We start from the raw sequence: 26,225 nt of genomic DNA, 5'->3' as shown, positions 1-26,225 counted from the left end.
ATCTGATTAAGATAAAATACAAAAATTTATTACAAACAGAGAAAAAAGTGAAAACATCTCGTTTAGGCCTATTAGAAACGCAAACCATGGATATACTAAGCAAGGCCGAGCTATCTAAATTTAAGCACGAAACCCTAAAAAAAGGCTGCATCCTTTATAGCGATTTCGTAAAAATCATAATCTTTAAAAGCGGATCTGCAAAGCTATCGTTTTTTGAAGACGGAGAAGAATTTATCATATATCACTTACAAAAAAACAACATCACCATACTTGATGACACCTGCGCTATTGAAATTTTAGAAGATAGCGAAATTTACTCCATAGAAACTCAAAATATAGAAGAGATGCTGCAAAATCACGAATTTACAAAAGGTCTTTATCAGACAATGCTAAACATAACTTTATTGCAAAGACAGATAATAAAATCGATATTGTTTGAAGATGCAAAAGGTCGCATATCAAGCTTTTTGATAGAGCTTGCAAACGAACAAGATCTAAAACAAAACGGATATAGATATGTGTTTTTGCCTTTTTCGGTTAAAATTTTATCTTCGTTTGTCGGACTTAAAAGACAAAGCGCATCAACGGCATTTAACGAACTGATCAAAGAAGACGTCATCAGAAAGATAACTCCACACGAATTTTTGATTATAGATTATGAAAGATTACAAAGCTACACAAACTGATTTTTAAAAGCTAATTTCAGATATCTAAATTTAAAGCGGGCTAAGAGAATTTAGGCCTCTTGATAAAACCAAAAAGCCTAAATTCGCAGCTAAATTTTAAAATAGCAAACAAATATCAATCCTTCATATCAAATTTGTTTGCCATAAATCCTACAAGTCCTACGAAAAATAGTCCTCCTACGATATTTCCAAGAGTTACGGGAACTAAATTTTTAACCAAGAAATTCGTCCAATTTAACTCGTTTAATCCGGCCACGCTAGTATGCAGCATGTGGGCTAGCTCGCTCATATCTCCGCCTACTTGAGCCAGATAGTGAGCTTTGGCTATAAGCGCTTCTGTTATGATAAACATATTTGCCACGCAGTGCTCCATAGAACAAGCCACAAATGCACCTATCATCCACATAATGGCAAAAAATTTGCCTGCTAAATTACTTTCTGATGTTGCAGTCCATATAGACATACAAACAAAGACGTTACAAAAAATGCCCCTTATGAAAAGCTCGTGAAAAGGCGCGGTTACTTTACCTACGCCTGCAGGAACAAAGTGCTGCAAGATATAACCGTCAAATTTCAAAGGCAATCCCGAATAGTAATACATATAAGCAATCAGCGCTCCGCCCGCAAAATTACAAAGCCAGACAACAGCCCAGTAAAATACCGCCTGACTTGGCTTAACCTTGCCCTCATAGGCGCTAACTCCCGATAGAACCGAACTTGTAAAAAGATGACCTCCGTAAAAAACAACCATCATAAGACCGCAACTAAAAGTTATGCCGCCTATGAAATTTGCCATGCCGATTGACTGCTTTTCAGCCATACCGACAGTAGAATGAGCCCAAAATATATCACCCATAGCTATCGCGGCTCCTGCCATAATAGCTAAAAATATGACGCTTATGAGCGGAGTGTGAGCCTTGTGTTCCATTGAGCCTGATATGGCTTGAGCCGTTTGCGCAGGATTTAACATGCTGTCTCCTTTAAATTCAAATCAATTTGTAAAATTTTTTCATAAGCTTTTTTAGCGCTTTGTTTAGCTGTCTCGCTCATCCCTTCTTTAAAATCAAGGACGTTTTCAAGAAGCACGCTAATGCCTAAAAAAAGCGTTTTTGGACAAATTTTGCGAAGATAGCTCAAAAGAACGGGAGTTGGCAAATTATGGGTTGAATAGATATAGTCCTTTTCGTCGCTCAGATCAAAAAACTCGATCTTGCCTTCGCTAAAGCCGCTCATCGCATCAACGACAATCAAAATTTCAGGCGCAAATTCTCTAATCGCACCAAATTCATCCTCAGGCACATCTTGCCCGTAAAATACCCTCCACTCTTTTAAATTCTCTTCAACTATTCGTCCTACCTCATTACCCACATCATCATCCCCGCGAAGCGGATTTCCTATACAAAGAATAGCCTTTTTCATCAAAAATCCTTTCTAAGCACAAGATATCCCTCTTTTAGATTAAGTAAAATTTCTTTAAATTTACCCTCTGCTAGCTGCGGGATGAGCCTAGCCGCATGTTCAGGGAAAATTTCAACTTCAAAATACTTGCTTAAATTTCCGATTTTAAATTTTACATATTCGCCCGAATTGCTTAGAATTTCTTCAAATTCATCTTCTCTAAACTCTAAAATTTTCTCACTGAAATCAATAGTCCCGACTCCATGACCAACGCATGTAGAGAAAATTTTGATATCCTTAAGCTCTCTTGGCATCTTCTCGTTTTCATCCATATGGCGTTTTGTGAGTTTGTAAATTTGTATCATCTTTTATCCCAAATTTCTTTTTGAACATCTATTGAAAATTCGCTATCCGCTTTTGCGTATTTTAGATAAACATCATTATGAAGCAGCGCCATGCACTCAGCGTACCTTGGGTCGTCTTCATGCTTGATGGCTTCAAGGATGGCTTCTTTGCTCGCTTTTGGGTTTTTTGCATCGGTTGATGTTTTAATAGCGCTCATATATTTTTCAAAAAGAGTTCTACCAAAGATATAGCTCATTAACCTCTTTGACTCGGCTTGTAAATCTCTTTCAAAAAGAGTATCGCCCAAAACGGACTTTTCAACAGGCGGAGGCAAGGTATTGTCTTGCTCATAGCTTCTTCTTTGAAGCTTTTGATCGATTATGCCAAGAGCCATGCCAAGACCGTAAATCACACTTGCAGGATGTGGCGGACAGCCAGGGATATACACATCCACGGGGATTATCTTGTCAATTCCTCCCCAAACGCTATAAGCGTCATAAAATATACCGCCACTACTTCCGCACGCACCAAAAGCCACGACTATCTTCGGATCGGGAGCAGCTTCATAAGCACGAAGAAGAGGATAATACATCTGTCTGGTAACAGGTCCTGAGCAGACCAATATATCCGCATGACGAGGATTTGCCACCAGTTTAAAGCCAAACCTCTCAGGATCCCACATAGGAGTAATGGCTGCAAAAATTTCTATCTCGCAACCGTTGCAACTTCCGCAATCTATCCTATAAACGCTAAAGCTTCTTTTTATATTTTTAAGATGCTCCAGCTTTGCGGTTAGATCGTTTGCCGTTTTTATATTTTCAGGAACTTGATATAAACTCATTTTATCGCCTCCTCTGTGCCCTTGGTTAATCTTGTAACCGCTTGGGCTTTTTTGCATTCAGGACAGATATAAAGATACTCTTTTGCTTCCTGTAATCTTCCCGGAAGCAAATTTGCGCCGGCAAGCTTTTCGTAGCTGTAGTTAATTAATCTTTTCGGGGTAAAGGACTTACCGCAACATTTGCATTTTTCAACCTCAAGCTCTCCTCTTTGAATAAGTGCGGTTTTATCAAATTTAACCGCCAGCTCAAAGCTATCGCTTAGTCTTACCGCTCCTGTCGGGCAAACCTCATCACAGCGTCCGCAAAATATACATCTAGCGCAATCAAACTGCCATATAAGCTTGTCTTGACTCTCGTTCATCTTTATCTCTATGGCATTGCTTGGACAAGCGACTCCACAAGCCGCACAGCCTACACAAAGATCATAAGTATAGTGTGGCTGACCACGGAAATTTTCATGAACTTTATACGGTTCAAACGGATAAGCATATGTCGCTTTTCCGTATTTCTCTGTTATGTCAAAGAGTTTCATCATCTTAGATCCTTTTTACTGACCCCGCCTGATTGGCAGAATTTTTTAAGGTCTTTTTCTGTTAAAATTTTAGATTTCTTACTTCTTACATCGACTAATGTTACACGCTCGGTACATGAATAGCACGGATCAAGCGAACAGACTATAAGCGCGGCGTCGGCTATCGTGTTACCTCTAAACTGATATCTAAGGCTTGGCCAGTTGTTATAAGTTGCCGCTCTACATCTCCAGCGAAATACCTTTTGAGCGCTTCCTTGCATGATCCAATGCACATTTTCGCCTCTAGGAGCTTCATCATGACCAAGAGCGAAATTTTCAGGTTTGATCATGGTTTTTGGATCTATCATAATAGGAGTTTGAGGCATGAGCTCTAAGCATTGGCGTATGATATGAATGGAGCTTTTTAGCTCTTTATATCTTACAACCTCTCTACTAAAGACATCTCCTCCGTGCTCAACAGCAACTTCAAATTCAAGCTGATTAAAAAAATCGTAAGGATGATCGTATCGATTATCTCGCTTAAAGCCCGAACCTCTCATATTTGGGCCAACGGGGCTAAAGTCTCTGGCAACCTGTTTATCAAGTACGCCCACACCCTTCCAGCGCCCTATCTGACGCTTATCATCCATGACCGCATCCCAAATTTCAGTTATCTGAACGTCAAGATTGTTTATTATCTCGATAGCTTTTTTGATCTCATTATTTGTCATATCGCGTCTTAAACCGCCCATTATGACGTTTCCGTATGTCTTGCGACCTCCCGTTACAAGTTGAGCTAGCTCCATAGAGTATTCCCTTACTCTAAAGATATGCATAAATGCGTTATAGTTGCCCGTAACCTCGCAGGCTAAGCCGATATTTAAAAGATGGCTATGAAGACGCTCTATCTCAAGGCATATCACGCGAATAGCTTGAGCCCTAAGCGGAATTTCAAGACGGATAGCCTTTTCTGCCGCTTCTATACAAGCGATTGCGTGAGCGTATCCGCAAATTCCGCATACGCGTTCTGCAAGATAGCCCATTTGATCGTAGTTCATTCTGTTTTCGGCAAGCTTTTCCATACCTCTGTGCTGATAAAAGAGGCGGTAATCGGCATCTATTATCTCATCTCCGTCGCAAAATAGCCTAAAGTGACCCGGTTCATCGCTTGTTACGTGAAGAGGACCAAGCGGAACATCCACTACGCTATCTCCGCTAGGAAATAAAAATTCCGCCTCCGGCTCATCTTGATGAGCTACCGCATTTGGTCTATAGCGATAGTCCATAGCGTCTTTTCTTAGAGGATGAAGTCCATCGGGCCAATCATCGCTTAAAACCAACCTGCGCTTATCGGGAAGTCCTTCTGCGATAAGACCGAACATATCATAAGCCTCACGCTCATACCAAACGCAAGCCGGAACCAAAGGAGTAACCGATGGAAATGTCGGGTCATTTCCCGGAATTAAGGTCTTAACGGTGATAAAGCACTTATCCTCGGGCGCAAAATCATCAGCCTCTGTCATCTTTGAGCCCTCCATAGAAATAGCGTAATAAAGCGCGAAATTTCCGTTTATGGCTCTTTCGTCATTTGGTATCATAGTAGAAATAAATCCGCCTATATCATAATAAAGCGTTTTTACCGCAAGCGGAAGATCGTTTCTATCAACCAAAACAGTGATCTGATCCTCGGCTTGTCTTGTTACTTCAAGGATTTTGACCTTAGTTTTTAAAATTTCTATAAATTTATCTCCACGCATCTTAAGCTCCCATTATTATTTTAACGCCGCTTTCAACCAAGGCGAAAAAGCTATCCACATGCCAAACGCCAAAGATGATAATAAGCGCACAAAGTCCGATAAGCGGTAAATTTTCAAACATACTCATCTCTTTATTGTGAACGATCACTCCTTTTGGCTCACCAAAGCTTGCCATATTAAAGTGCGAAAAGTCGGCTATAAAGATGATGGCAAGGGCTATTGCAAATAGCGCAACTGCAAAATACTGACCCGTAACTATCGCACCTTTAAAAACTAAAAATTCGCTAACAAATATCGCAAAAGCAGGCACTCCGACCAAAGAGCAAACCGCTGCGCCAAACATTATCGTAGTAATAGGCGCTATCTTTATCATGCCGCCCATCTTGCTCATGTCTTTGTGTCCGTAAATTCTTGCTATATTTCCGGTAGAACAAAACGCAAGCGCTTTTGTAAAGCTATGAGCCAAGCAGTGAAAGATCGCAGCAAAAATTCCAAGTTCTCCTCCGATACCCAAAGCAAAAGCTATAACGCCCATATGAACTATAGAGTGGTATGCAAACATTCTTTTTACGTCGTGTTGTCTAACTAAGAAAATTCCTGCTATAAATAGTGTCAAAGTGCCCGAAATCAGCATAATATCTTGCACGAATTCAAACCCCGTAGCATTAGCGGTAACGGCGTAGTATCTTAAAAGTGCAAGCATAGCGCATTTTAAAAGAACGCCCGAAAGAAGCGCTGATATAGGTGCAGGACCTTGAGCGTGAACATCAGGTAGCCAAGTATGAGTAGGAGCAAGACCTGCTTTCGTACCAAAACCGATAAGAGCCAAAACAAATATCAATTTAGCGGCATCCGAATTTAACTCCTTGGCATTACTCATGATAGTAGTCCAAAGCATCGCCTCTTCGCCGTTTCCTACATTTGAGAAAGTAGCCGAGTATAAAACAACCGTAGCATATAGAGCAAATGCTAAGCCGATAGAGCAAAGCACTATGTATTTATAGCCGCTCTCCGTTGATTTTTGATCTTTGTTGATAGCAACCAAAAAAACGGAAGCCAGCGTTGTAGCCTCGATAGCGGCCCACATAAAGGCTATGTTGTTGCAAATAACGCTTAAAGTCATGGTAAATACGAAAACATGGCAAAGCGCATAGTATTTTCTAAGATCTTCTAAATTTATATGCCCCTCTTCAAGCTCCCACTTCATATATTGAGTGGAATATAAATTTACTAAAAATCCGGTTATCGCAATAAGTATCAAAAATACACAACCAAGACCGTCAAGAAACAAAAACTCATCATAGCTAAAAAACGTACCGTCGCTAAGCACTTTACAGACGTTATAAAGCAGCGCAAAAGATGTTGCGCCCGATATTGCGGCATGCTCCGTGCTAAGAAGCGTATAGTTTTTAGGAGATAAGAACAAAACCAAAGCTCCTATAAGCGGTAAAATTAATATCAAAATTAAACTATCCATCTTTAACCCCTTAAATTCGTAGCTTTAGACGTATCAAGACTATCGTAAGCCTTGTAAAATCTAATAGCCAGAACGCTCATTATGATTACTGCAAATATCGCGTCGGTTAAAATTCCAAGCTCGACAAGCTCGTGAGAGTTGTAAGCCATAAGAGCCAAGCTTAGATGTATGCCGTTTTCAAAAAGGCAGTAAGCTAAAATTTGTTTTACGAAAGAATTTCTAAGCATAAAGCCGAAAATTCCCATCATAAATACGCATACGGCAGCCAGCAGCATAATCTGATCTTTTATAAGCGAAAATTCCAAAAAGATAGGATTTATGCTCATAGAACACGCCAGACTAAAACCCATTGCTATAACGGGACTTACGAAAAACCCTGCTACAGGCTCGTCTTCAGATACGACTCCAAGCTTTTTAATGAGCCAAAACAAAATAGTAGGCACAAATAAAACCTTGGTAAAAAATGCCACTATCGCCCAAGTTGAGAGCTGAGGAGCGTTAAATTTAGAAGATAGCATGAAAAAGATGCTAACTAATATCAAAGTTTGGATTGCATAAACGCCCACCGAGGCTTTTAAATTTCTAAGTCCGAAGACAGCCAAAGATGTTACTATCATACATATTGCTAAAATATCTAGAGTTTGCATCTTACACTCCTACAACATAAAGCGTCAAAGCTATAAAGGATATGGCAAGCGCGCCGATAGCGTTTTTGCGAAGGCTTGACGTCATCTTAAAGCGTGGGCCGAAGTTATCTATAAACACCGCAGCTACATAAAACACTCCCGCTTTTAGAACAAATATAATAATGGCTAAAAACGGATTTGAAAAATTCCAAGGCTCAAATATAGTTAAAAAGAGTCCTATCATTGCAAATTGTTTTAGGATAAGAGATGCTTGCACTAAGCCCAAATCACTTCCTGCATATTCTCCGAGCAAACCTTCTTGAAGCTCTTGCTCAGCCTCTGCCAAGTCAAAAGGCTTTCTACCCGTTTCTACATACATACACCATAAAAAGGCGATTGACGCAACCGCAAAGCTTGGAATTTGATATCCTATGGTTCCGTCTTTTACCATTTGTTGAATTTCAACCAAATTTGAAGTCTTTGCGCTAAGCATAACGACGATCAAACACATAATCATAACAGGCTCTACATATACGGCAAGCATCTGTTCGCGTCCGCCGCCCGTTGCCGCATAAGGATTTCCGCTATCCATAGATGCCGCGCCAAAGACAAACCTTAAAAGCGCGCCCAGATAAAGAATAACGAATATATCCGAATAAGCCCCAAATATTGTCTCCTTGCTATACGTTATAGGGATAGCCGCCAAAATCGCAGCAGATGTTGCAAACAAGAAAAACGGCGCATATCTAAACACCCAGTGAGAGCATTCAGGCACTGTTCTTCCGCGTCTAAATAGTTTTATAATGTCGCGATACGTTTGAAAAAAATCGCTTCCTTGTTTTGACTGAAGCTTAGCTCTAAGCTTTCTAGCTATACCGTCAAATAAAGGCGCAACCAAGACGATAACGACAACTTGAAATATCATTAAAAGTATAGTTTCCATCTTATGCCCCTTAAATCAAAAAGTAACTAACTGCGAGTATCGCACACAAATAGACAATAATATAAAGAGAATACACGTTTGTATAACCGCTTTGCATTATGCCTATCTTATCGGCTATGCTCTTGCAGCGGTTGATGATAGGCTCGTATATCATTCCCCACCAGATGTCTTGCGGGTGATTATGATACTCTACGGGATTAAAATAGCCCTTTGTAACTATTTTTTTATGCCCTTTAAACAACCAATCCATAATCTTTCTAAGATCGCCCGTAAAAGGACCTCCCGTCATTTGCATACGTGAACTGTATTTAAATCCGCAAGCCCAAGGATCAGTCTCTCTTGGTTTAGTTCTATTTGCCTTCATTACAACCAAGATCGCAAAAGGAAGTATCATAGTAGAGCATAAAATAATCGCTATTAAAGGAGTAGATACAAAACTTCCGATAGGAGACGTGATAGATGTGGCACCTAAACTCGCATCATATCCGCTTGGAGATATTGAATTAACAGCTTGCATAATATAATCGACAATGATATTTGCTCCCACGCCAAAGCCGACACAACCTATCATCAAAATTACCATTCCTAAAACCATACCTATAGGGCTTTCTTTTGCATTTTCCCAAATTTTCTTATCTCTTGGAGTTCCTGCAAATATAACCGCATAAAGTTTTAAGTGCATGCCCACCAAAACTCCCGTAAGCGCAAGAGCTACAACAGAAAGGGTAAATGCATATCTGGTAAAAATTCCTTGCTCCATGGCTCCTTGAAGCATACCTTGATAGGTAAACCACTCGGATACAAAGCCATTTACAGGCGGAAGCGCGGCAATACCCATGATACCTATAAACATACCCACGCTTGTCCAAGGCATCTTCTTAGCAAGTCCGCCAAGCACGTCCATATCTCTTGTATGAGTTGCATGAAGAACCGAACCTGCACAAAGAAAGAGAAGCCCTTTAAATATCGCGTGGTTTACTACGTGATAGCAACCCGCTAAAAAGCCTACCGCGGCTAGCGTCATATTGCCTGCTGCAACGCCGTAAATTCCGGTTCCTAAACCAAGTAAAATAATTCCTATATTTTCAACGGAGTGATAAGCAAGCAAGGCTTTATAGTCGTGTTGGCAAAGCGCATAAAGAACGCCAAAGAGAGAACTAGCGGCACCTAAAATCAATATAGTAAGCCCAAAATATATACTCATCGGCAAAAACAGAGTAAATTTGACAAGAGTAAATAATGCAACTTTTATCATAACGCCGCTCATAAGCGCTGAAACGTTTGAAGGCGCTGCGGGGTGAGCAAGCGGAAGCCAAACGTGAAACGGCCACATACCCGCCTTGCTACCAAAGCCGACAAGAAATAGTATAAACACTATAACAGAAGCGCCCATAGGCATTTTTACGTTCATAAACGCAGAAAATTCCGAGCTTCCCGCATAATAAGCCATAAGAAGCAAGCCGCATGTGATACAAAATGCTCCGACTTGAGCTATGCCAAGATATATCATCACCGCTCTTAAAGTGCCTTTTCCGTCATTTACAAGGATTAAAAACGACGATATAAGAGTCATAAGCTCCCAAAGCACGATGAAGCAAAATACATTGTTTGCGCTTATAACTAGAAGCATTGATAGTATAAACAGATTAAACAAACAGGCAAAAACTCCTACATTGGCTTTTTTGACGTATTCTTCAGCATAGCTCATGCCATAAACGCTACTTGCAAAGCCGATAAATACAACAACAAAGCTAAAGAAATTTCCAAGCGGATTTAAAGCGAAATTCGGAGAATAAAGGAAATTGCCAAAAAGCGCAAAACTATCACTTGAGCCCATATTGCTTACAAAGTGAACCATAGCGTAAAAACAGCTTAACGCGCTAAGCCCAAAGCCTACTTTAACGGCAGCCTTTGGAGCGCCGTAAAGCAAAATACTAATAATCGAGCTTACGCAAAAAAGAGTGTAAACACTTATCATAGCTCACCCCCTTGAGGAGAGCAAATTTTAGCTCCTTGTAAAATTTTATTTACAAATTTATCCGCCGCTTCAAAATCTATCTTTCTGCCAAGCTTGTGCTCATTAAGCATAGGATCAACCATTATAAGAGCGCTTGTAGGACAAACATCGACACAAGCGGGACCTCCCTCGCGACCGTAGCACATATCGCATTTTATAGCGATATTTTTTGCGCCGGCTTGAGACTCTATCTCAAGATAGTATTTTGGCTCAACCGCATAATTAACAGACGGCATAAGCTCTGCACTTGAGCTAATAGCACCATAAGGGCAAGCGATAGTGCACATCTTACAGCCTATGCAAATTTCCTCGTGAAGCTCTATGCAGTTATCATCAAACCTAAGAGCTCCGGTCGGACAAACGTTTGCGCACGGTCCGTCATCGCACTGCCTGCATTGAGACGGCATAACGCCACCCGCTTGTCTAAGAACCGTTAGACGAGCTTTTGACAGCTTGCCTCGCTCATAAGCGCTCTTAAAACAGGCTGCCATGCAAGTAGCGCAACCTATACAGCGCTTATAATCAGCAATTACAAATTTATGCTTTTTCATAAATTCCTCCTAATATAAACAAGAACCGCCACAAATGAACTCTTGCTTACTTGATTTAGGTTAAGCAACCCATAGTATTTCCCTGCCGTTATTTCTATTTCGGTGTTTTGAAATTTGATACGAGCATATGACATGCTGTTAGAAATTTTATAAATCAATATATGTTTAAAGGTATTTATTGATTTATACAAATTCAAAAGCTTTGATACACTCATTTTACAACCACCGCTTTTCTTAAAATAGATAAGACAATTTTATATGATTTGCAAGAAAATTTCCGTCATCTATCTGACAAATTTTTAATTTTTATATTAAGTCTTATAATTTATATTTTTTTAATATTTATTAATAAAAATAGGGCTATTTTTAGATAAATAGCGTATATACAAGGAATATATAAATAAAAATTCTGAGATTTTATATTTTATATTATCAATTTCTATTAATTTTATATAGATGATTATAATTTACTTGATAAAATATTATATTATTTCTTAAATTTAATATATAAAATTAAAAATTAATATATTTTACTCATTTAAATTTCTAAAATTCTCTATACTTACTATAAAAAATGTAGTCAAAAAGTGTTTTAGCGATTTTCAAATTTCAATTTTTAAATCAAGTCAGCTAGCCTTTATAACTTTTTGGCTAAAATCCCCCTTATTTTTAAAAGGCAAATTTAGTGGATAATTATGATGTAGTCGTGATCGGCGGCGGTCATGCGGGCATTGAAGCTTGCACGGCGGCTGCAAAAATGGGTAAAAAAACACTTCTTGTAACAATTCTGGCAGAGCAAATCGGTGCAGCAAGCTGTAATCCCGCAATCGGCGGACTAGCAAAAGGTCATCTCGTAAAAGAGATAGACGCGCTTGGCGGAGCTATGGGGCTTGCAACGGACGCTACGGGAATTCAGTTTCGCGTGCTAAATGAAAGCAAAGGTCCTGCGGTTCGTGGCTCAAGAGCGCAAATTGATATGGATAGATATAGAGTCTATATGCGAAATTTGCTTTTAAACACTCCAAATTTGGAAATTTCTCAAGAGATAGCAACTGAAATTTTAACTCAAAACGGCGAGATAACAGGCGTAAAAACACATCTTGATAACACCTATTACACCAAAAAACTAATAATCACAACGGGAACTTTTTTAAACGGGCTTATTCACGTTGGGTTTAACAAGCTTGAAGCAGGTCGCGTGGGTGAGCTAAGCTCTACGAATTTAAGCTCAAGCCTTGCAAATTTAGGGCTTAAAATGGGCAGGCTAAAAACAGGAACTTGTCCAAGGATAGATGCCAAGACGATTGATTTTAGCGTGCTTGAAAAGCAAGGTGGGGATGAAAATCCAAAGCCGTTTAGCTTTAGAACAGAGAATTTTAGCCCTACCCAACTGCCTTGCTACATCGCTTATACAAACGACATCACGCACGAAACTATCCGCTCAAATTTCGATAAAGCACCGCTTTTTACGGGGCAAATCGAGGGTATCGGACCAAGATACTGCCCAAGCATAGAAGATAAAATAAATCGCTTTGCAGATAAAGAGCGCCACCATCTTTTTATCGAGCCTCAAACCCTTGAAGCGACCGAATACTACATCAACGGCTTTTCAACGAGCCTTCCTTACGAAGTGCAAGTTAAGATGCTACACTCGGTAAAAGGCTTTGAAAAGGCTCGCATAGTTCGCCACGGATATGCTATCGAATACGACTATGTCGAGCCTACCGAGCTAAAACACAGTTTAGAAACCAAAAAGATAAAAGGGCTTTACTTAGCAGGCCAGATAAACGGCACGACAGGATACGAAGAAGCGGGTGCACAAGGACTCATGGCAGGCATAAATGCGGTTTTAAGTATCGATGAAAAAGAGCCTTTAGTCTTGCGCCGAGATGAAGCGTATATCGGCGTGATGATAGATGATCTGGTCACAAAAGGCACAAAAGAGCCTTATAGAATGTTTACCAGCAGAGCAGAATACCGTTTGCTTTTACGCGAAGATAACGCTATCTTAAGGCTTGGCTCATACGGACGCGAACTTGGGCTAATAGATGCAAAAACTTATGAAAAAATAGAAAGCATAAGAGCAAATTTAGCTAAAGGGCTTGAAATTTTAGAAAGTCGCGAGCTAACTCCGTCAAAAGAGAATTTAGCTATGCTTGCAAGCTTAAATGAAGATATCATCAGCGAAAAAATCACACTTCAAAAGATAGTCGCCAGAAAGAGCTTTAACGAAGAAAAACTGCGAAAACTGGATGAATTCTTTGAAAATTTAGACGAAGCTAGCTTAGAGCAAATTTTAATCGAATGCAAATACAAGCACTACATAAGCGAACAAAAAAACCAAATCGATAAAATGAAAGATATGATGAGCGTCAAAATTCCTGAAGGCTTTAGCTTCCGCGGTATCAGCGGACTTAGCAACGAGGTGGTAGAAAAACTTGAAAAATTTGCGCCGCCTACGCTATTTGCAGCAAGTGAAATTTCGGGCATTACACCTGCTGCGATTGATATTTTACACATTTATATTAAGCAATTTTGTAAAAAATCATCGCTTTAAGTCATAATTTAATTTATATTTATAATAATTAAAAGAGTTACAAAAAGGAGTTTTGCAAAAATGAAAAATTTGTCTATCAAATGGAAAATTTACGTTCCGCTTTTAGCGTTGTTTGCCTTGGCTATAGGTGTTATGTTCGTATTTTTCTTAAACAACACCAAAAATATACAAAAAAGAGTATTTGAGCAAAAAGAATCCGCATTTGCTCTGTTTATAAAAGAAAAAATCAACACCAAATTTCAAGTAGGCGTTATGAACGCAATAAATTTAGCCCAAAACAAATATGTCATCGAAGCTTTGTCATATCAAGATAAAAATATCGCCAAGGATAAAATAAACGAACTTGCAAATTCATTAAAAGAGTTTTCCGACTACAAAAATATAAGAATTCACATACACACCGCTGATATAAAAAGCTTTTTAAGACATTGGAACGATAAGTCAGGAGATGATCTAAGTTCGTTTAGAAAGACGATAAAAAAAGTAAAAGAGAGCAAAAAGCCGCTTCATGGAATAGAAGTAGGTAAAAGCGGTTTGGTACTAAGAGGTCTTGCGCCGATATTTGATGAAAATGGCGTTTATATCGGTTCGGTTGAGTTTATACAATCCTTTGAGTCAGTCGTTAAAGATCTAAATAAAAATTTAGGAGCGAATTTAATCATCGCCATGAATTCTTCGCTACTTGAAGTAGCCGACGGCTTAAAAGATGCGCCTAAAATAATCTCAAACAGATACGTTGTCGCACAAGATCTTAAAAATTTAGACGAAAATTTACTAAAAGAGCTTGCAAACTTAAGCGAAAGCGAAGCTGCACAGGCATTTACTACCAAAAGCTATTTTGTAACCAAAATTCCTATGTTTGACTTTGAGGGCGCACAGATAGGATATATATTTGCCGCAGATAGCAACGAACACGTTTATGGCGATATCAAAACAGCCACGCAAGGGATGGTTGATCAGATGGTAGTAAGCGGTATCGCTACGATAATTATCACGATCGCGCTTATGATTTTAATGAAACTCTTTATAATCAACCCTATAAATAGACTTAAAGATCATGCAAATGACCTTGCCGAGGGCGAAGGAGATCTAACTCAAAGAATTCCTGTCGAAAGCAGCGATGAGCTCGGACAAAGCGCTCAGGAATTTAACAATTTCATAGAAAAAGTTCGCGCAGCTATCGAGGTTGCTAAAGAGAGCAGCAACGAAAACTCATCTGTTTCAAGCGAACTTTCATCCACATCCATAACAGTCGGTAAAAGCGTGGAAAACACTACTAAAAAAGTAGAAGACACGTTTAACATGTCAAGCCAGCTAAAAGATGAGATAAAAAGCTCCATAGAAAGCCTTATAACATCTTCTGAAACTCTTAAAAACTCAAATTTAAAGTTGCAAGAAGCCAGAAACAATATCATAGAAATTTCAAATAGCGTCGAACAGACCTCTCAAAGCGAAATGCAGCTTTCTGCCAATATGAGCGCGCTTAGCTCCCAAGCAACCAAGATAAAAGACGTGCTAAACGTAATTTCAGATATAGCAGATCAGACAAATTTACTCGCTCTAAACGCAGCCATAGAAGCGGCTCGCGCAGGAGAGCACGGAAGAGGCTTTGCCGTAGTTGCCGATGAGGTTAGAAAACTTGCAGAAGGAACTCAAAGCAGTCTAGACGAGATAAGCGCAACGGTAAACACCATAGTAAGATCGATCTCTCAAATTTCAGACAGTATAGAGAAAAATTCAAAAGGCATTAAAGTGCTCATAACAAAAACAGGAGCGACTATAGAGGCGGTTGATTTTGCTACAGAAGCGATGAAACAAAGCGAAGAACAAGCCGCCAGTAGCATAAATGACTTTAACAAAACAAGCGAAGCGATAGCCGAGGTGCTTAAAAACATGAACGAGATAAATCAGATAAGCTCGCTAAATATGCGAAATACCGAAGAGATAGCAACGGCTGCAAATCACCTTTATAATGTAGGCGAAAAGCTAAATCAAATGCTGAGTAAATTTAAAACATGATTCAATCTTGCTCTTAGCCTTAAATTTAACTTATAAATTTAAGGCTAAAATATATAAATTTTACGCTCTTTTATAAGTTCATTGGGTAAGATGCCGAATTTCTCTTTAAAAATTTTACTGAAGTGAGCGAAGTTATTATATCCAACCATCATAGCAGCTTCCTTAACGCTTATGTCATCAGACTTTAATAATTTTTTAGAAATTTCAAGTCTCTCATTTTGCAAAAATTTATGAATACTGACGCCAAAAGAGCGCTTAAACCCGATCTTGAGTTTAAATTCATTCGTAGCACAAAGTCGCGCAAGCTCTTTTATAGTAGGCGGATTTTGTAAATTCTTAAGTAAAATTTCTTTCGCTTTCATTATATTTTTAATATCTATGTCATCAAATTTAAGCCTTTTGCATACAGATAATTTTTCACTTTGCGCATATCCTAAAGTCTTATAAACCATCTCTAAAATTTTAGACTCTATAAAAATTTCTCTCATTTTTCCGCTATAAATTTGAGAATTTAAAAGCTCTTTTAGTATTAAGCTTTGAGATGGATTTATCAAATTTGTCTTTGCATTAAATTTCTTATCACCAAAATTTAGCCCAAATTCACTCATTAACTCGTTGCTTATAATTATCGTCTGAGTTTTACAGCTTTTGACTTTATGCTCTCCGCCCGATAATACCTCATCTTGAACGGTGCCTATGCAAAAATTAGTCGGCTTTAAAACTACACTTTTTAAATCACTGTCTATAAAAGCATGTTCGTTTCCGACATTAAAACACAAAAAAGACTGAGCGTTTCGCTTAAAAGAATACTTCAAATTTTCATTATAAATGCCTTCATAAGCGCAATATCCAAGCCCATTACCCACATCAAAATATTCAAGCTTGCAATCTACCGCACTGTTTTTAAACGAAATCTCACCAAATCTCTTGTCGTTTTTTAATCTTATTTCCAAAACCACATCATTAAAAAACTTACAAAGGCTTGTATCAATACCCATATTAATTTTATCCCGTTTGCGTTAGTTTTTAATCCCTTTAGCGTTATTATCATATTGATAGCAATTATCTGATTATAATAAAATGAAGCTTAAATTTTATAATTAGGAGTAAGCTTTGAAGACAAAATATATAAAATTTGCGGTTACTCTGTCCGCCATAACCGCTTCGGCAGTGTTTGGCGCAGAGAGTATCGCTCTTGGCGAGGTTAAAGTCTTAGCAAATAAAATCAGCGAAAATTTAGAAAAAATCCCACAAAGTATAAGTGTCATTAGCGGAGTTGAGCTTGAAGAAAAGGGTATAAAAAATATAAGCGAATTAACGCAAATCTTACCAAATACCTATGCCACTACGGGTATTCATGAGGGAGTTACGGCGCGTGGACTTAACGGCTCTGCGTTTACCAGCTCAAATCCCGTAATGATTTATATAAACGGCGTTGCGCAAGCCAATAGATACGGATATTACATACCTACTACAAATATCCAAAGAATAGAAGTCTTGCGAGGACCAAGTAGTACGATTTACGGCAAAGACTCTATCGGAGGCGTTATAAATATCGTACTAAAAGAGCCTAGCGAGGAACTATCAGGAAGTATCGCAAGCGAATTTGGCTCTTATAGATACTTTACCACAATGTTTGATGCCAGCGGAGCGATCATACAAGATACGCTTTATCTTGGACTTAACGGCTCTGCGTCAAAAGACGGCGGCTGGATTACAAATGAGCTTAAAGGCGAAAAAGCAAATAATAAAAAAGATCACAATTTCGGTCTAAATTTGAAATTTACGCCTACAGATAAGCTTGCGATGAAGCTATTTTTTGACACTTACCGCAAAAGACACAACGGAAACGACGGCATAATGATACCTTATGCGAAATTTAACTCCATAAAAAGAGAAGATGTGAAGCATGCGGAATTTCTAAGCGATACGTACTCGATAGAAAAATCAAATTCGCTCGCACTAAATTTAACCTATGATTTTGATAAATTTGACTTTACTTCCGTTACAGCGCTTAAAAATACAAAACAAAGAGGAAATTTCGATATGAGTTTTGGAGGTAAAGACTTTAAAAACTATCTTGGATTTAACGCATTTAGCGACATCAGGATCAAAGACATCTCCCAAGAGCTAAGAGTCGGAAGCAAAGAGGGACAAGATACTAAATGGATAGGCGGAATTTATTTTGAAAACGAAACAATAGACAAAAAAAGAGTCGGACAGCAGCTTCCGCCAATGCCTCCGTTTTTGCCTAATGCAAACGAATCGGATGCGCCTTCAAAAACTTACGAAAAGACAATGTCTGCATTTGGGCAAATAGGCTATCTAATTACGCCAAAGCTTGAAGCAACGCTTGGCGGAAGATACCAAAGAATCAAAAAAGACGTAATCGTAAGATCATATTCATACCCTATCGGAGGAGCCAAAGGCGCTCCTTTTGTTTTTGAAGATGAAAGAACTTTTAATTCATTTTTGCCTAAATTTGCTCTTAGTTACGCATTTACAGAGGCTCTTAGCGCATACGCTTCTTATTCTAAGGGATATTTATCTGGCGGCTTTAATCTCTTTGCCGCAGGAGGCGAAAAAGAAGACAATAGATTTGATTCCCAAACGAGCGATAACTATGAGATAGGCATTAAAGGCGCGTATGAAAATTTTAGATTTTCAGCTGCCGCGTTTTACATGGATATAAAAGATACTCATATTTATTTCGTTGATCCTATAAATCCAAACGATATCAAAACAGGAAATGCCGATAAAGCCGTTTCAAAAGGGCTTGAATTTGAAAGCACGGCAAGATTAAGTAAGCAAATCGATCTAAATTTCGCAGCGAGCTTACTAAAGACCAAATACGGCAACTACCCGAATTTAGACGGCACAAACGCCAAAGGCAACAGGATAGAAAAAAATCCAAACTATAAATTTACTACGGGCTTAAGCTATCATGCTCCTTTTGGGTTATATGCAAGACTTGATACGAATTTAGTAGGCAAAACTTACTTCAATCCGCAAAATACTCTTATGCAAAAGAGCTATTTTACAGCCGACACCAAGATAGGCTATGTAAAGGGAAATTTTGATATATACGCTTATGTTAGAAATTTGACCGATAAACAGTATTTTTCAAACGTATTTGATAGGGGCTACGGGCTGCTTGTCGCTTACGATAAGGGTAGAGTCTTTGGGCTTGGCGTTAGATATAGTTTTTAAATTTATAAAGGAGAATTTATGAAAATGATTAAAATTTTATCCATTTTTACCGCATTTATGATTGCAAACACAGCTTTGGCTCATGATGTTTGGGTATTTGGACAAAACGGCGATAAATTTACTGCAGATATCGGGTTTGGGCATGATTTCCCAAAATACGAAGAGATTCCTAAAAATAAACAAAAATCATTTGCCCCTTTAGTCATAATAAAAAAAGACAGCAGCAAGATAGAGTTAAAACAAACAGGCGAAAGCTACCACTATGAAGGAGATAAGCTTAAAGAGGGAAGTTACTTGTTATTGGGCGAATTTATGCCTACTTTTTTAACTCAAGACGAAGATGGAAACTGGCATGACGACGGCACTAAACAAAACGTAAAAAATCCAAAATACTGCTTACACGCTAGTTTGCCTGCAAAAAGCGTGATAAATATAGGGGGTTCAAAAGATGAATTTGTAACCAAGCCTGCAGGGCAACGCCTTGAAATAATCCCGCTTGAAAATCCTGCGAATTTCAAAGTGGACAAACCGTTTAAAATAAGAGTCTTATTTGAAGGAAAACCTTTAAAAACAGCAAAGATTGAAGGAACGCTTGAGGGGTTTTTAAAAGATAAAAGCGCATTTTACGCTACAACGGATCTAAAAGGCGAAACGGAAGTCTTAGCACTTAAAAAAGGAAAGTGGATACTAAAAGCCACTCACAAATTAGGCTTTGAAGACAAAAATATATGTGATGAGGAGCTTATAATAGCCTCTTTTACGTTTGAGATAAAGTAAATTTATAAATCTTAACCGCCAAATTTCGGCTAAATTTGCTTGGTCGAAATTTGGATTTTGTAAATTTAGCCTATCATAAAATTATACTTACTAAAATTTCAATACAAATGCACCATCTTGATAAAAAATATTATTATTCATTAATAAATTCTTAATCAAATTTAAAAATATTTTTATCTTTAGTTCATAAAATAAAGTTTTAAACTTTAAAAGATATAATAGCTAAAAATTATTATAAGAAAGGAAAATAATGTCCGTAACACAAGACAGACGGAATTTTATCGGATTGGCATTCGGTGCGGTTGCTGCCGTAGGTGGTGCTTTTTCGCTTGTAGCCGTCAAAAAAACTTGGGATCCGCTCCCGAGCGTAAAAGCGGCAGGATTTACTACCGTAGATCTTAGTCCCATGAAAGACGGTGAAATGCGCCAAATCGAATGGCGTAAAAAACCTATCTTTATTCTAAAAAAAGATGCAAATATGCCTGCTAACGACAAAAGAGACGTAGTAGTCGGGGATTCAAGATATATAGTAGCCATAGCGCTTTGCACCCATCTTGGCTGTATTCCTGAGTGGAGAGCAAGCAAGCAAGTGTTTATCTGCGCCTGTCACGCGGGAGAATTTAACGTAGACGGTATCAATACCTTCGGTCCTCCTCCAAGACCTCTTGACATACCGCCATTTAAGATAGACGGGACCAAGCTAGTACTTGGCGAAACGGGTCCTGAGTATGAAAAACTTGTAGCTCAGGCATAGGAGGGAAATATGGCACAAATTCGTAAATCAACGGGGATAATCGACTGGCTGGATCAAAGAATAGCGCTTAATAAAATGATGAAAGTGCTAGTTAGCGAGTACTGGATACCGAAAAACATAAATTTCTTGTGGGCTATGGGCGTTATTCTTACAACGCTTTTTGTATTGCTTTTAGTAACGGGCTTTTTGCTTATGATGTATTACAAGCCTGATATAAATTTAGCCTTTGACAGCGTAAACTACACTATCATGAAAGAGGTTGAGTACGGCTGGCTATGGCGACATATACACGCAGTTGCCGCGTCTGTGATCTTCTTAATCATCTACATTCACACGTTTACCGCGATTTATTACGGCTCATATAAAAAAGGAAGAGAGCTTATATGGGTAAGCGGCATGTTGCTTTTCATACTATTTTCAGCTGAAGCTTTTAGCGGATATATGCTTCCATGGGGACAGATGAGCTACTGGGCGGCGATGGTTATCACGAACCTATTTGGCGGAATTCCTGTGATAGGAGATGCTGTAGTTGAGTGGATCAGAGGCGACTATGCGGTTAGCGACTCAACCCTAACACGCTTTTTTATGCTTCACGTATGTTTGCTTCCACTTGTTTTGATCGCTGTTATCGCACTTCACTTCTATACACTTAGAATTCCTCACGTAAACAACGAAACAGGCGAAGAGATAGACTTTGACATAGAGGCTGAAAAATATCTAAAAGGCGACAAAGCAAACGCGAAGGTTATACCTTTCTGGCCGGGATTTTTAGCAAAAGACTTCATGTATATCGGATTTTTCATGATCTTTTTCTTCTATCTTGTGTGCTTTCACTTCAACTTCGCAATGGATCCGATCAACTTTGAGCCGGGCAACCCTCTAAAAACTCCACCGCACATCTATCCTGAGTGGTATTTCTTGTGGCAGTATGAAATTTTACGCGGATTTTTCTTTGATATATTTGGCTTTTCTGCTTACAATATCGGTCTTATCGCGTTTGCATTTGCGGGTATCGCGCTATTTTTCATGCCGATATACGATAGAAGCGACGTTGTTGCTCCTGCGCACGAGAGAAAAGGCTTTTTCGTATGGTTCTGGCTACTAGTGATTGACATGATAGTTCTTACGATATTTGGAAAGCTTCCTGCAGACGGAGTTACAATGGGAATTTCAAATTCATGGATAGGATTTTACTCAACGATTACTTTCTTTATCTTGCTTCTTGTGGTACTACCTATAATAACTACGCTTGAAAAGAAAAGGGGTGACAAATGAGAGAGCTAAAAATTCTTATAGTTGTTGTTGTTCTATCGTTGATAACATACTGGGGCATTGAGCCTTACGCTCACTCGATCATGCATCCTAAGGTAGATCCTGTTAATTACAACTTTGCCGAGGGCGACGTAAAGCAAGCCGAAGTAGTAGTTAGCAAAAGAGAGGCTGATTTAGAGAGCGCAAAAAAGCTTGGAGAATCAGCTAAGATAAAAAATGCTGAAAAAGACCTGCAAGAGGCAAAAGACTCTCTTGAAGAGTACAAAACATTTTGGGCTGAAATAGGTGCTATAGACTTCAAAAAAGGCAACGCCGAAAAAGGCGCGGAAGTATTTATGAATGCAGGCTGTGCGGGTTGTCACGGACTTGAGGCTGCAGGCATGCCTGCTCCTATGGATAATGCAAGTGCAAGCGAAGCTTATAAGGTAGTTCCGCCTGATCTAAGCACTGCAGGATATCTATATGATGACGCTTTCCTTGCAGCGGTCATAAAAAATCCAAATATAGCGCTAAAACTAAAGCATAAATTTAATGACGAAAATCCTTACCCGATGCCTGCATTTTTCGGAGCGGGCGGTGAAGACATAAACCAAGAGCTTGCCGATATGGTTGCTTATCTTAAATCGGTAGCGCCAAAAGAGGTAAGTGATGAGAAAGTATTTGCAGACTCTTGCCAAAGATGTCACGACATGAAATACGAAAAACAATACGTCTTTACAAACCGCGTAAATTTAGCCGAATACATGGGGTCAAACCCGCCTGATCTATCTATGATGATACGCTCAAAGGGTGCTGATTATTTGCATAAATTTATCAACGATACACAAAAAATGCTTCCTGGCACAGCTATGCCAAGAGTCGGTCTAAACAAAAAAGCCGAAGAGCAAGTCGTAGCTTATATGCAAAAAGCGGGCGATGAGAAAAAAGCCGAAAGAGAGAGTTTGGGAATTTACATAATGATATACTTCCTAATCTTTGGAATCTTTGGCTGGCTATGGAAACGCAAAGTTTGGAGCGAGCTTCACTAAAATTTAAGAGCCTATTTTTAGGCTCTTTTCTCTTTTTAAATCAACTTCATTATCTGATTTTAACTATCAAAATTTATCCAAATTTCTGATATAATTCGCTCAAATTTAGACAAAGGCAACTCGTGATAACAAACATCTATCTATTTTTAGCTGCGTCATTTTTTGAAATTTTTGGCTGCTTTTCGTTTTGGCTATATTTTAGACTTGCAAAATCTCCTGCTTGGCTCGGAGCGGGACTAATCTCACTCATACTATTTGCCTACATCCTAACCAAAATCGATCTTGAAGCTGCGGGCAGAATTTACGCGATATATGGTGGCATATACATACTATCTTCGTTTTTATGGATGGTATTTGTAGAAAAGGAGATGATGAACAGATTTGACATCATAGGACTAGCCTTTGTGATCTTAGGAGCTGGAATTATATATTTTGGCAACAAGCTAGCTTGAGCGCAAATTTAATCGCGCTCAAATTTTGCTTTAGATTACCTCTCTTTTACGAAAAACGTAGCGCTTGCATTGTAGCCTTTATGCAGAGATTTTCCGATAAGCTCAGGAGCCATATCTTTGCCAACAAGCTTTTTCAAGCTTAAATTTACAACCCATTTGCCGCTTGAAGTGACTTTAAATTTAGTTTTTCCTTTCATCACAAAAGAGCCTATAAATCCCGCCTCGCTTTGCTCACTGTAAGCTCTGATCTGCAAAGGCATTCCATCAACTATCTCATGCAAAGGCTCGCCCATAAAAAACACTTCAAATTCGACCACATCTCCAACCTTCACATTTGAAAGATCGCTCACAGGCAAAAATTCAAGATCATGTCCTATAAGCTTTGGCTTTACCCATTTACCGTAGCTTATAAAAGCCTTGGCGAAGCTTTGAAAGTTAAAGCAGAGCAAAATCTCCTTGGCGTCTTTTATCTGATCCAGATAGATCATATCCCATTTGCTGCGCCCCTTTGCATCCTTCCACCAAGAAAACTGCATCTTTTCCGTAGATGCGGCTACTTGATAAACACCTTCGGTTGCGTTTGTATCAAAGTATATCTTATTTGCAAATACATCTCCGTTAAAAATTTTAGCCGAAGGAAATTTTGCGTCCGCTTCTGCCGAGGCTACAATCTTTTCAAATTCATAATTTGCTTTTTTATCAAATTTTAAATTCGCTTTTTTTAGAGTCGGATCATAAATTTCATAGCTCTTTAACGACTTTCCCTCAAAAAAATCATCTATAGGCACCAGATGTCCCCAGCCGAGATTTACAACTACGCTTTTTGGCTTATCTTTAAAAAACGCCTGAGTTACATTTATATAAAAGTCATGAGCTGTCGCCGAAAGACTAAATATCAATCCAAGCAACAAGATAAAAAATTTATTTTTCATAGCTCACCCCTTAAAATTCCATCTTAAACGAAACGCCCGCTTGATAAGTTCGTCCTTCAACTAAATTTGGTAACCAGCCCTCATAATACTCCTGATTTCCTAGATTATTTATCCCAAAATAAGGTTCTAATACAAGCTTATTATCCATCTCATATCGGTATAAAATCTTAAAATTCCAGATTGTTTTATTATTTGAGGGATGATATTCGCCCAAATTTGCTGTATAACTAGACATGTTTTTATATTTTTTATATTGAACTCCTTGTAAATTTGCATAAAATCCGTTTAAGTCATCAACACTAACTCCGTATTGCAAGATAGTTCCGGGCTTTCCCGTAATGTCTTGATTTTTTGCTTTATCTTTTTTACTAAGAGTCGTATATCCCAGATAAAGCGTTAGCCAGTCCGTAGGATAAATTTCAACCTTACTTTCAACACCTTTAACAACAGCCTCATCGATATTTGTAAATATCACTCTCTTTGGCCCTGCTATAAATTTTGACGAAATCATATCTTTATAATTTGTATGAAAATAGCTAATCTCGAAATTGCCCCACTCAATAATTCTTTGCTTTAAACCGACCTCATAGCCTTTTGCCTTTTCGGGTTTTACATCAGGATTTGCCGCGACAAAAGCATTTCCCAGCATATGCCAGGCGGCAGGCGGATTAAACGCTTCAGAGTATGAACCCCAGATAGTCGTATAATCAAAATTTGTGCCGGCAAAAGGAAAGTAAGAGAGCGAAAACCTAGGACTAGTCGAGCTCTTTTTATTTGACTTGTCGTAAGTATAGCGATCGTATCTAACACCTGCAATTGCAAGAATTTGATCTATGGGTCTATACTCCACTTGCGTATATGGAGCTATATAAGTTTCTTTCTCTTTGGTATGGAAATTTAAGACGTTATTAACCCTAGCAGGATAGTCAAGCTTAGTGCTTTTAGTTTGAACTCCGGCTATCATCCTTAACTTATCCTCAGGCATCAAATTCAAAGTCGCCTTAGTCTCTGCATATACAAACTTATTTTTCATCTCATTTGTGTTGCGCTTGCTAAGATAGTCATTAATATCGGTAGTTCCCCAGCCGTTGTATCCATATGAATAATTAAAATTTTGCTCACCCGCTCCCAGAGTCGCATATAAAGAGAAAATATCATTAAATTTTCCGTTATAGCTTAAATTGGCGCTTTGATATACGGACGGGTCGGCATCTAAAATTTTCTTTGTAGAATCAGGTAGCTTATCGTGCTGCTGACCTTTGCCACCAACTATGTTTCTTGATTTATTGTAAGTATAGTCAAAGGTAAGAGCATGATCATCGTTTATATCATAATCAAGTCTTGTATAGAAATTTTGTCTTTTGGTTTTGTTAAAAGGTATTACGCCTCTTGGGGTTTTAAATTTATCTTTCTTGTCGGAATAGAGGCTAAAAATATAAGAGAATTTATCAACTCCTCCACCTAAAGTCACCCCCCCCCAGCAAAGATTTATCGCTACCAAATCCTGATTTTACGCTTAAGAAAGGATGATTCTTATCGCCTTTTTTCATGATCACATTCACAACTCCGCTAATCGCTCGTCCACCATGCATTGTTGATTGCGGTCCTTTTAAGACCTCTATCCTCTCTACAGCCTGCATATCGACCAAATTCGGATCAAAGGTGTGATCCATGGCAAAATGTTTACTGTCTCTGCCGTTTAAAAGAAAAGACGGAGCATAGCCCCTGATATCAAACACTCCTAAACCAAAGGTATTACTTGGGCTTGTAAAACCAGGCGTGCTTTTTAACGCATCAAAGACGTTATTTACACCCGCTTTGGTACTGATATCATCGCTAGTTATGACATCAACGCTAGCAGGAACCTCTTCAACTTTTATAGGAGTCTTAGTAGCAGTTACAGTAACTTCGTCAAGTGCTACCCTGCTTGGTTTTGTTTCTGCCGCATCTACTTGTAAAACAAGGCTAGCAGTTAAAATAGAAAAAGCAAAGGCTTTTTCAAACAAACTTTTCATATAGTCCTCCTTGCATAGAAATATCTTAATAACAATAATCAAAATTTATAAATAAA

The 26,225-nt window shown here is 38.6% G+C and carries 23 protein-coding genes and 2 pseudogenes; 10 read left to right on the top strand and 15 right to left on the bottom strand.

What is annotated here, in order from left to right:
• The first annotated feature begins 47 nt into the window (after nt 1-47).
• Nucleotides 48-686 carry a Crp/Fnr family transcriptional regulator gene (locus CDOM15925_RS00225; protein ID WP_169939894.1) on the top strand — a complete coding sequence of 213 codons (639 nt, stop codon included), beginning with the start codon at nt 48-50 and terminating at the stop codon, nt 684-686.
• Nucleotides 687-801: 115 nt separating this feature from the next.
• On the opposite strand, the gene CDOM15925_RS00220 is transcribed toward CDOM15925_RS00225, so the two are convergent.
• The 11 genes from CDOM15925_RS00220 to CDOM15925_RS00170 are packed head-to-tail and all read right to left on the bottom strand — an operon-like array spanning nt 802 to nt 11,153.
• A complete protein-coding gene (locus tag CDOM15925_RS00220; protein WP_169939892.1) occupies nt 802-1,656 on the bottom strand; it encodes a formate/nitrite transporter family protein in 855 nt (284 codons plus the stop codon).
• Complete coding sequence (locus tag CDOM15925_RS00215; RefSeq protein ID WP_169939890.1) at nt 1,650-2,105, bottom strand: hydrogenase 3 maturation endopeptidase HyCI; 456 nt, start codon at nt 2,103-2,105, stop codon at nt 1,650-1,652. Before CDOM15925_RS00215 ends, CDOM15925_RS00220 begins: the two co-directional genes overlap by 7 nt.
• Nucleotides 2,105-2,449, bottom strand: coding sequence for a formate hydrogenlyase maturation HycH family protein (locus tag CDOM15925_RS00210; RefSeq protein ID WP_169939888.1), 345 nt, complete (start codon nt 2,447-2,449; stop codon nt 2,105-2,107). Before CDOM15925_RS00210 ends, CDOM15925_RS00215 begins: the two co-directional genes overlap by 1 nt.
• The gene (locus CDOM15925_RS00205; RefSeq protein ID WP_169939886.1) at nt 2,446-3,270 is read right to left on the bottom strand and encodes an NADH-quinone oxidoreductase subunit B family protein; all 825 of its coding nucleotides are present in this window, start codon (nt 3,268-3,270) and stop codon (nt 2,446-2,448) included. The genes CDOM15925_RS00210 and CDOM15925_RS00205 overlap by 4 nt, the downstream gene beginning before the upstream one ends.
• Nucleotides 3,267-3,806, bottom strand: a complete 540-nt coding sequence (locus CDOM15925_RS00200) for a formate hydrogenlyase complex iron-sulfur subunit (RefSeq protein ID WP_169939884.1) — start codon at nt 3,804-3,806, stop codon at nt 3,267-3,269. Before CDOM15925_RS00200 ends, CDOM15925_RS00205 begins: the two co-directional genes overlap by 4 nt.
• On the bottom strand, nt 3,803-5,539 hold the full coding sequence (locus CDOM15925_RS00195) for a hydrogenase large subunit (RefSeq protein ID WP_169939882.1): 1,737 nt from the start codon (nt 5,537-5,539) through the stop codon (nt 3,803-3,805). The genes CDOM15925_RS00200 and CDOM15925_RS00195 overlap by 4 nt, the downstream gene beginning before the upstream one ends.
• A gap of 1 nt (nt 5,540) precedes the next feature.
• Nucleotides 5,541-7,016 (bottom strand): hydrogenase 4 subunit F, encoded by a 1,476-nt coding sequence (locus CDOM15925_RS00190; protein ID WP_169939880.1) that lies wholly within the window; start codon nt 7,014-7,016, stop codon nt 5,541-5,543.
• A 2-nt stretch (nt 7,017-7,018) separates the two neighbouring features.
• Nucleotides 7,019-7,663, bottom strand: coding sequence for a hydrogenase 4 membrane subunit (hyfE, locus tag CDOM15925_RS00185; protein ID WP_169939878.1), 645 nt, complete (start codon nt 7,661-7,663; stop codon nt 7,019-7,021).
• 1 nt (nt 7,664) lies between these two features.
• Entirely contained in the window at nt 7,665-8,585 is a 921-nt protein-coding gene (locus tag CDOM15925_RS00180; RefSeq protein ID WP_169939876.1) for a respiratory chain complex I subunit 1 family protein, read from the bottom strand.
• 10 nt (nt 8,586-8,595) lie between these two features.
• Entirely contained in the window at nt 8,596-10,563 is a 1,968-nt protein-coding gene (locus CDOM15925_RS00175; RefSeq protein WP_169939874.1) for a proton-conducting transporter transmembrane domain-containing protein, read from the bottom strand.
• Entirely contained in the window at nt 10,560-11,153 is a 594-nt protein-coding gene (locus CDOM15925_RS00170) for a 4Fe-4S dicluster domain-containing protein (protein ID WP_169939872.1), read from the bottom strand. Before CDOM15925_RS00170 ends, CDOM15925_RS00175 begins: the two co-directional genes overlap by 4 nt.
• 685 nt (nt 11,154-11,838) lie before the next feature.
• Between CDOM15925_RS00170 and mnmG the strand changes: the two genes are divergently transcribed.
• From mnmG to CDOM15925_RS10245, 3 genes and pseudogenes are all read left to right on the top strand, one after another.
• Nucleotides 11,839-13,710 (top strand): tRNA uridine-5-carboxymethylaminomethyl(34) synthesis enzyme MnmG, encoded by a 1,872-nt coding sequence (mnmG, locus tag CDOM15925_RS00165; protein ID WP_169939870.1) that lies wholly within the window; start codon nt 11,839-11,841, stop codon nt 13,708-13,710.
• A 60-nt stretch (nt 13,711-13,770) separates the two neighbouring features.
• Nucleotides 13,771-14,871, top strand: a pseudogene (locus CDOM15925_RS10250) (cache domain-containing protein); the annotation flags it as partial.
• 351 nt (nt 14,872-15,222) lie between these two features.
• Nucleotides 15,223-15,729: pseudogene (locus tag CDOM15925_RS10245) on the top strand (methyl-accepting chemotaxis protein); the annotation flags it as partial.
• 44 nt (nt 15,730-15,773) lie between these two features.
• On the opposite strand, the gene CDOM15925_RS09990 reads toward CDOM15925_RS10245, so the two are convergent.
• Nucleotides 15,774-16,727: a helix-turn-helix domain-containing protein gene (locus CDOM15925_RS09990; protein ID WP_249934645.1), complete on the bottom strand. Its 954-nt coding sequence runs from the start codon at nt 16,725-16,727 to the stop codon at nt 15,774-15,776.
• Between the two features lie 115 nt (nt 16,728-16,842).
• On the opposite strand from CDOM15925_RS09990, the gene CDOM15925_RS00150 reads away from it, so the two are divergent.
• The 6 genes from CDOM15925_RS00150 to CDOM15925_RS00125 all read left to right on the top strand — a co-directional run bounded on the left by CDOM15925_RS00150 (nt 16,843) and on the right by CDOM15925_RS00125 (nt 23,222).
• A complete protein-coding gene (locus tag CDOM15925_RS00150; protein WP_169939867.1) occupies nt 16,843-18,939 on the top strand; it encodes a TonB-dependent receptor in 2,097 nt (698 codons plus the stop codon).
• An 18-nt stretch (nt 18,940-18,957) separates the two neighbouring features.
• Nucleotides 18,958-19,716, top strand: coding sequence for a DUF4198 domain-containing protein (locus CDOM15925_RS00145; protein WP_169939865.1), 759 nt, complete (start codon nt 18,958-18,960; stop codon nt 19,714-19,716).
• A 250-nt stretch (nt 19,717-19,966) separates the two neighbouring features.
• Nucleotides 19,967-20,470 carry a ubiquinol-cytochrome c reductase iron-sulfur subunit gene (petA, locus tag CDOM15925_RS00140; RefSeq protein WP_169939863.1) on the top strand — a complete coding sequence of 168 codons (504 nt, stop codon included), beginning with the start codon at nt 19,967-19,969 and terminating at the stop codon, nt 20,468-20,470.
• 9 nt (nt 20,471-20,479) lie between these two features.
• Nucleotides 20,480-21,745 carry a cytochrome b gene (locus CDOM15925_RS00135; RefSeq protein WP_169939861.1) on the top strand — a complete coding sequence of 422 codons (1,266 nt, stop codon included), beginning with the start codon at nt 20,480-20,482 and terminating at the stop codon, nt 21,743-21,745.
• On the top strand, nt 21,742-22,770 hold the full coding sequence (locus CDOM15925_RS00130) for a c-type cytochrome (protein WP_169939859.1): 1,029 nt from the start codon (nt 21,742-21,744) through the stop codon (nt 22,768-22,770). The genes CDOM15925_RS00135 and CDOM15925_RS00130 overlap by 4 nt, the downstream gene beginning before the upstream one ends.
• A gap of 122 nt (nt 22,771-22,892) precedes the next feature.
• The gene (locus CDOM15925_RS00125; RefSeq protein WP_349644293.1) at nt 22,893-23,222 is read left to right on the top strand and encodes a YnfA family protein; all 330 of its coding nucleotides are present in this window, start codon (nt 22,893-22,895) and stop codon (nt 23,220-23,222) included.
• Nucleotides 23,223-23,257: 35 nt separating this feature from the next.
• Here the strand turns inward: CDOM15925_RS00125 and CDOM15925_RS00120 are convergent, their stop codons facing one another.
• From CDOM15925_RS00120 to CDOM15925_RS00110, 3 genes are read right to left on the bottom strand one after another with little or no spacing between them, the layout of a single operon-like run.
• Nucleotides 23,258-24,154, bottom strand: a complete 897-nt coding sequence (locus CDOM15925_RS00120; RefSeq protein ID WP_169939857.1) for a DUF4198 domain-containing protein — start codon at nt 24,152-24,154, stop codon at nt 23,258-23,260.
• A gap of 10 nt (nt 24,155-24,164) precedes the next feature.
• Nucleotides 24,165-25,625: a TonB-dependent receptor plug domain-containing protein gene (locus CDOM15925_RS00115; RefSeq protein ID WP_169939855.1), complete on the bottom strand. Its 1,461-nt coding sequence runs from the start codon at nt 25,623-25,625 to the stop codon at nt 24,165-24,167.
• On the bottom strand, nt 25,603-26,169 hold the full coding sequence (locus CDOM15925_RS00110) for a TonB-dependent receptor plug domain-containing protein (RefSeq protein WP_169939851.1): 567 nt from the start codon (nt 26,167-26,169) through the stop codon (nt 25,603-25,605). The genes CDOM15925_RS00115 and CDOM15925_RS00110 overlap by 23 nt, the downstream gene beginning before the upstream one ends.
• Nucleotides 26,170-26,225 lie beyond the last annotated feature (56 nt).

Source organism: Campylobacter sp. RM15925, assembly GCF_012978775.1.
Taxonomy (GTDB): Bacteria; Campylobacterota; Campylobacteria; order Campylobacterales; family Campylobacteraceae; genus Campylobacter_A; species Campylobacter_A canis.
The sequence above is the reverse complement of the archived record's forward strand: the minus strand, read 5'-3'. Positions and strand labels throughout refer to the sequence as shown.

Bases quoted from the DNA above. Each gene is read 5' to 3' on its own strand.
- CDOM15925_RS00220 (WP_169939892.1), bottom strand. From the start codon at position 1,656: ATGTTAAATCCTGCGCAAACGGCTCAAGCCATATCAGGCTCAATGGAA.
- CDOM15925_RS00215 (WP_169939890.1), bottom strand. From the start codon at position 2,105: ATGAAAAAGGCTATTCTTTGTATAGGAAATCCGCTTCGCGGGGATGAT.
- CDOM15925_RS00210 (WP_169939888.1), bottom strand. From the start codon at position 2,449: ATGATACAAATTTACAAACTCACAAAACGCCATATGGATGAAAACGAG.
- CDOM15925_RS00205 (WP_169939886.1), bottom strand. From the start codon at position 3,270: ATGAGTTTATATCAAGTTCCTGAAAATATAAAAACGGCAAACGATCTA.
- CDOM15925_RS00200 (WP_169939884.1), bottom strand. From the start codon at position 3,806: ATGATGAAACTCTTTGACATAACAGAGAAATACGGAAAAGCGACATAT.
- CDOM15925_RS00195 (WP_169939882.1), bottom strand. From the start codon at position 5,539: ATGCGTGGAGATAAATTTATAGAAATTTTAAAAACTAAGGTCAAAATC.
- CDOM15925_RS00190 (WP_169939880.1), bottom strand. From the start codon at position 7,016: ATGGATAGTTTAATTTTGATATTAATTTTACCGCTTATAGGAGCTTTG.
- hyfE (WP_169939878.1), bottom strand. From the start codon at position 7,663: ATGCAAACTCTAGATATTTTAGCAATATGTATGATAGTAACATCTTTG.
- CDOM15925_RS00180 (WP_169939876.1), bottom strand. From the start codon at position 8,585: ATGGAAACTATACTTTTAATGATATTTCAAGTTGTCGTTATCGTCTTG.
- CDOM15925_RS00175 (WP_169939874.1), bottom strand. From the start codon at position 10,563: ATGATAAGTGTTTACACTCTTTTTTGCGTAAGCTCGATTATTAGTATT.
- CDOM15925_RS00170 (WP_169939872.1), bottom strand. From the start codon at position 11,153: ATGAAAAAGCATAAATTTGTAATTGCTGATTATAAGCGCTGTATAGGT.
- CDOM15925_RS09990 (WP_249934645.1), bottom strand. From the start codon at position 16,727: ATGGGTATTGATACAAGCCTTTGTAAGTTTTTTAATGATGTGGTTTTG.
- CDOM15925_RS00145 (WP_169939865.1), top strand. From the start codon at position 18,958: ATGAAAATGATTAAAATTTTATCCATTTTTACCGCATTTATGATTGCA.
- petA (WP_169939863.1), top strand. From the start codon at position 19,967: ATGTCCGTAACACAAGACAGACGGAATTTTATCGGATTGGCATTCGGT.
- CDOM15925_RS00135 (WP_169939861.1), top strand. From the start codon at position 20,480: ATGGCACAAATTCGTAAATCAACGGGGATAATCGACTGGCTGGATCAA.
- CDOM15925_RS00130 (WP_169939859.1), top strand. From the start codon at position 21,742: ATGAGAGAGCTAAAAATTCTTATAGTTGTTGTTGTTCTATCGTTGATA.
- CDOM15925_RS00120 (WP_169939857.1), bottom strand. From the start codon at position 24,154: ATGAAAAATAAATTTTTTATCTTGTTGCTTGGATTGATATTTAGTCTT.
- CDOM15925_RS00110 (WP_169939851.1), bottom strand. From the start codon at position 26,169: ATGAAAAGTTTGTTTGAAAAAGCCTTTGCTTTTTCTATTTTAACTGCT.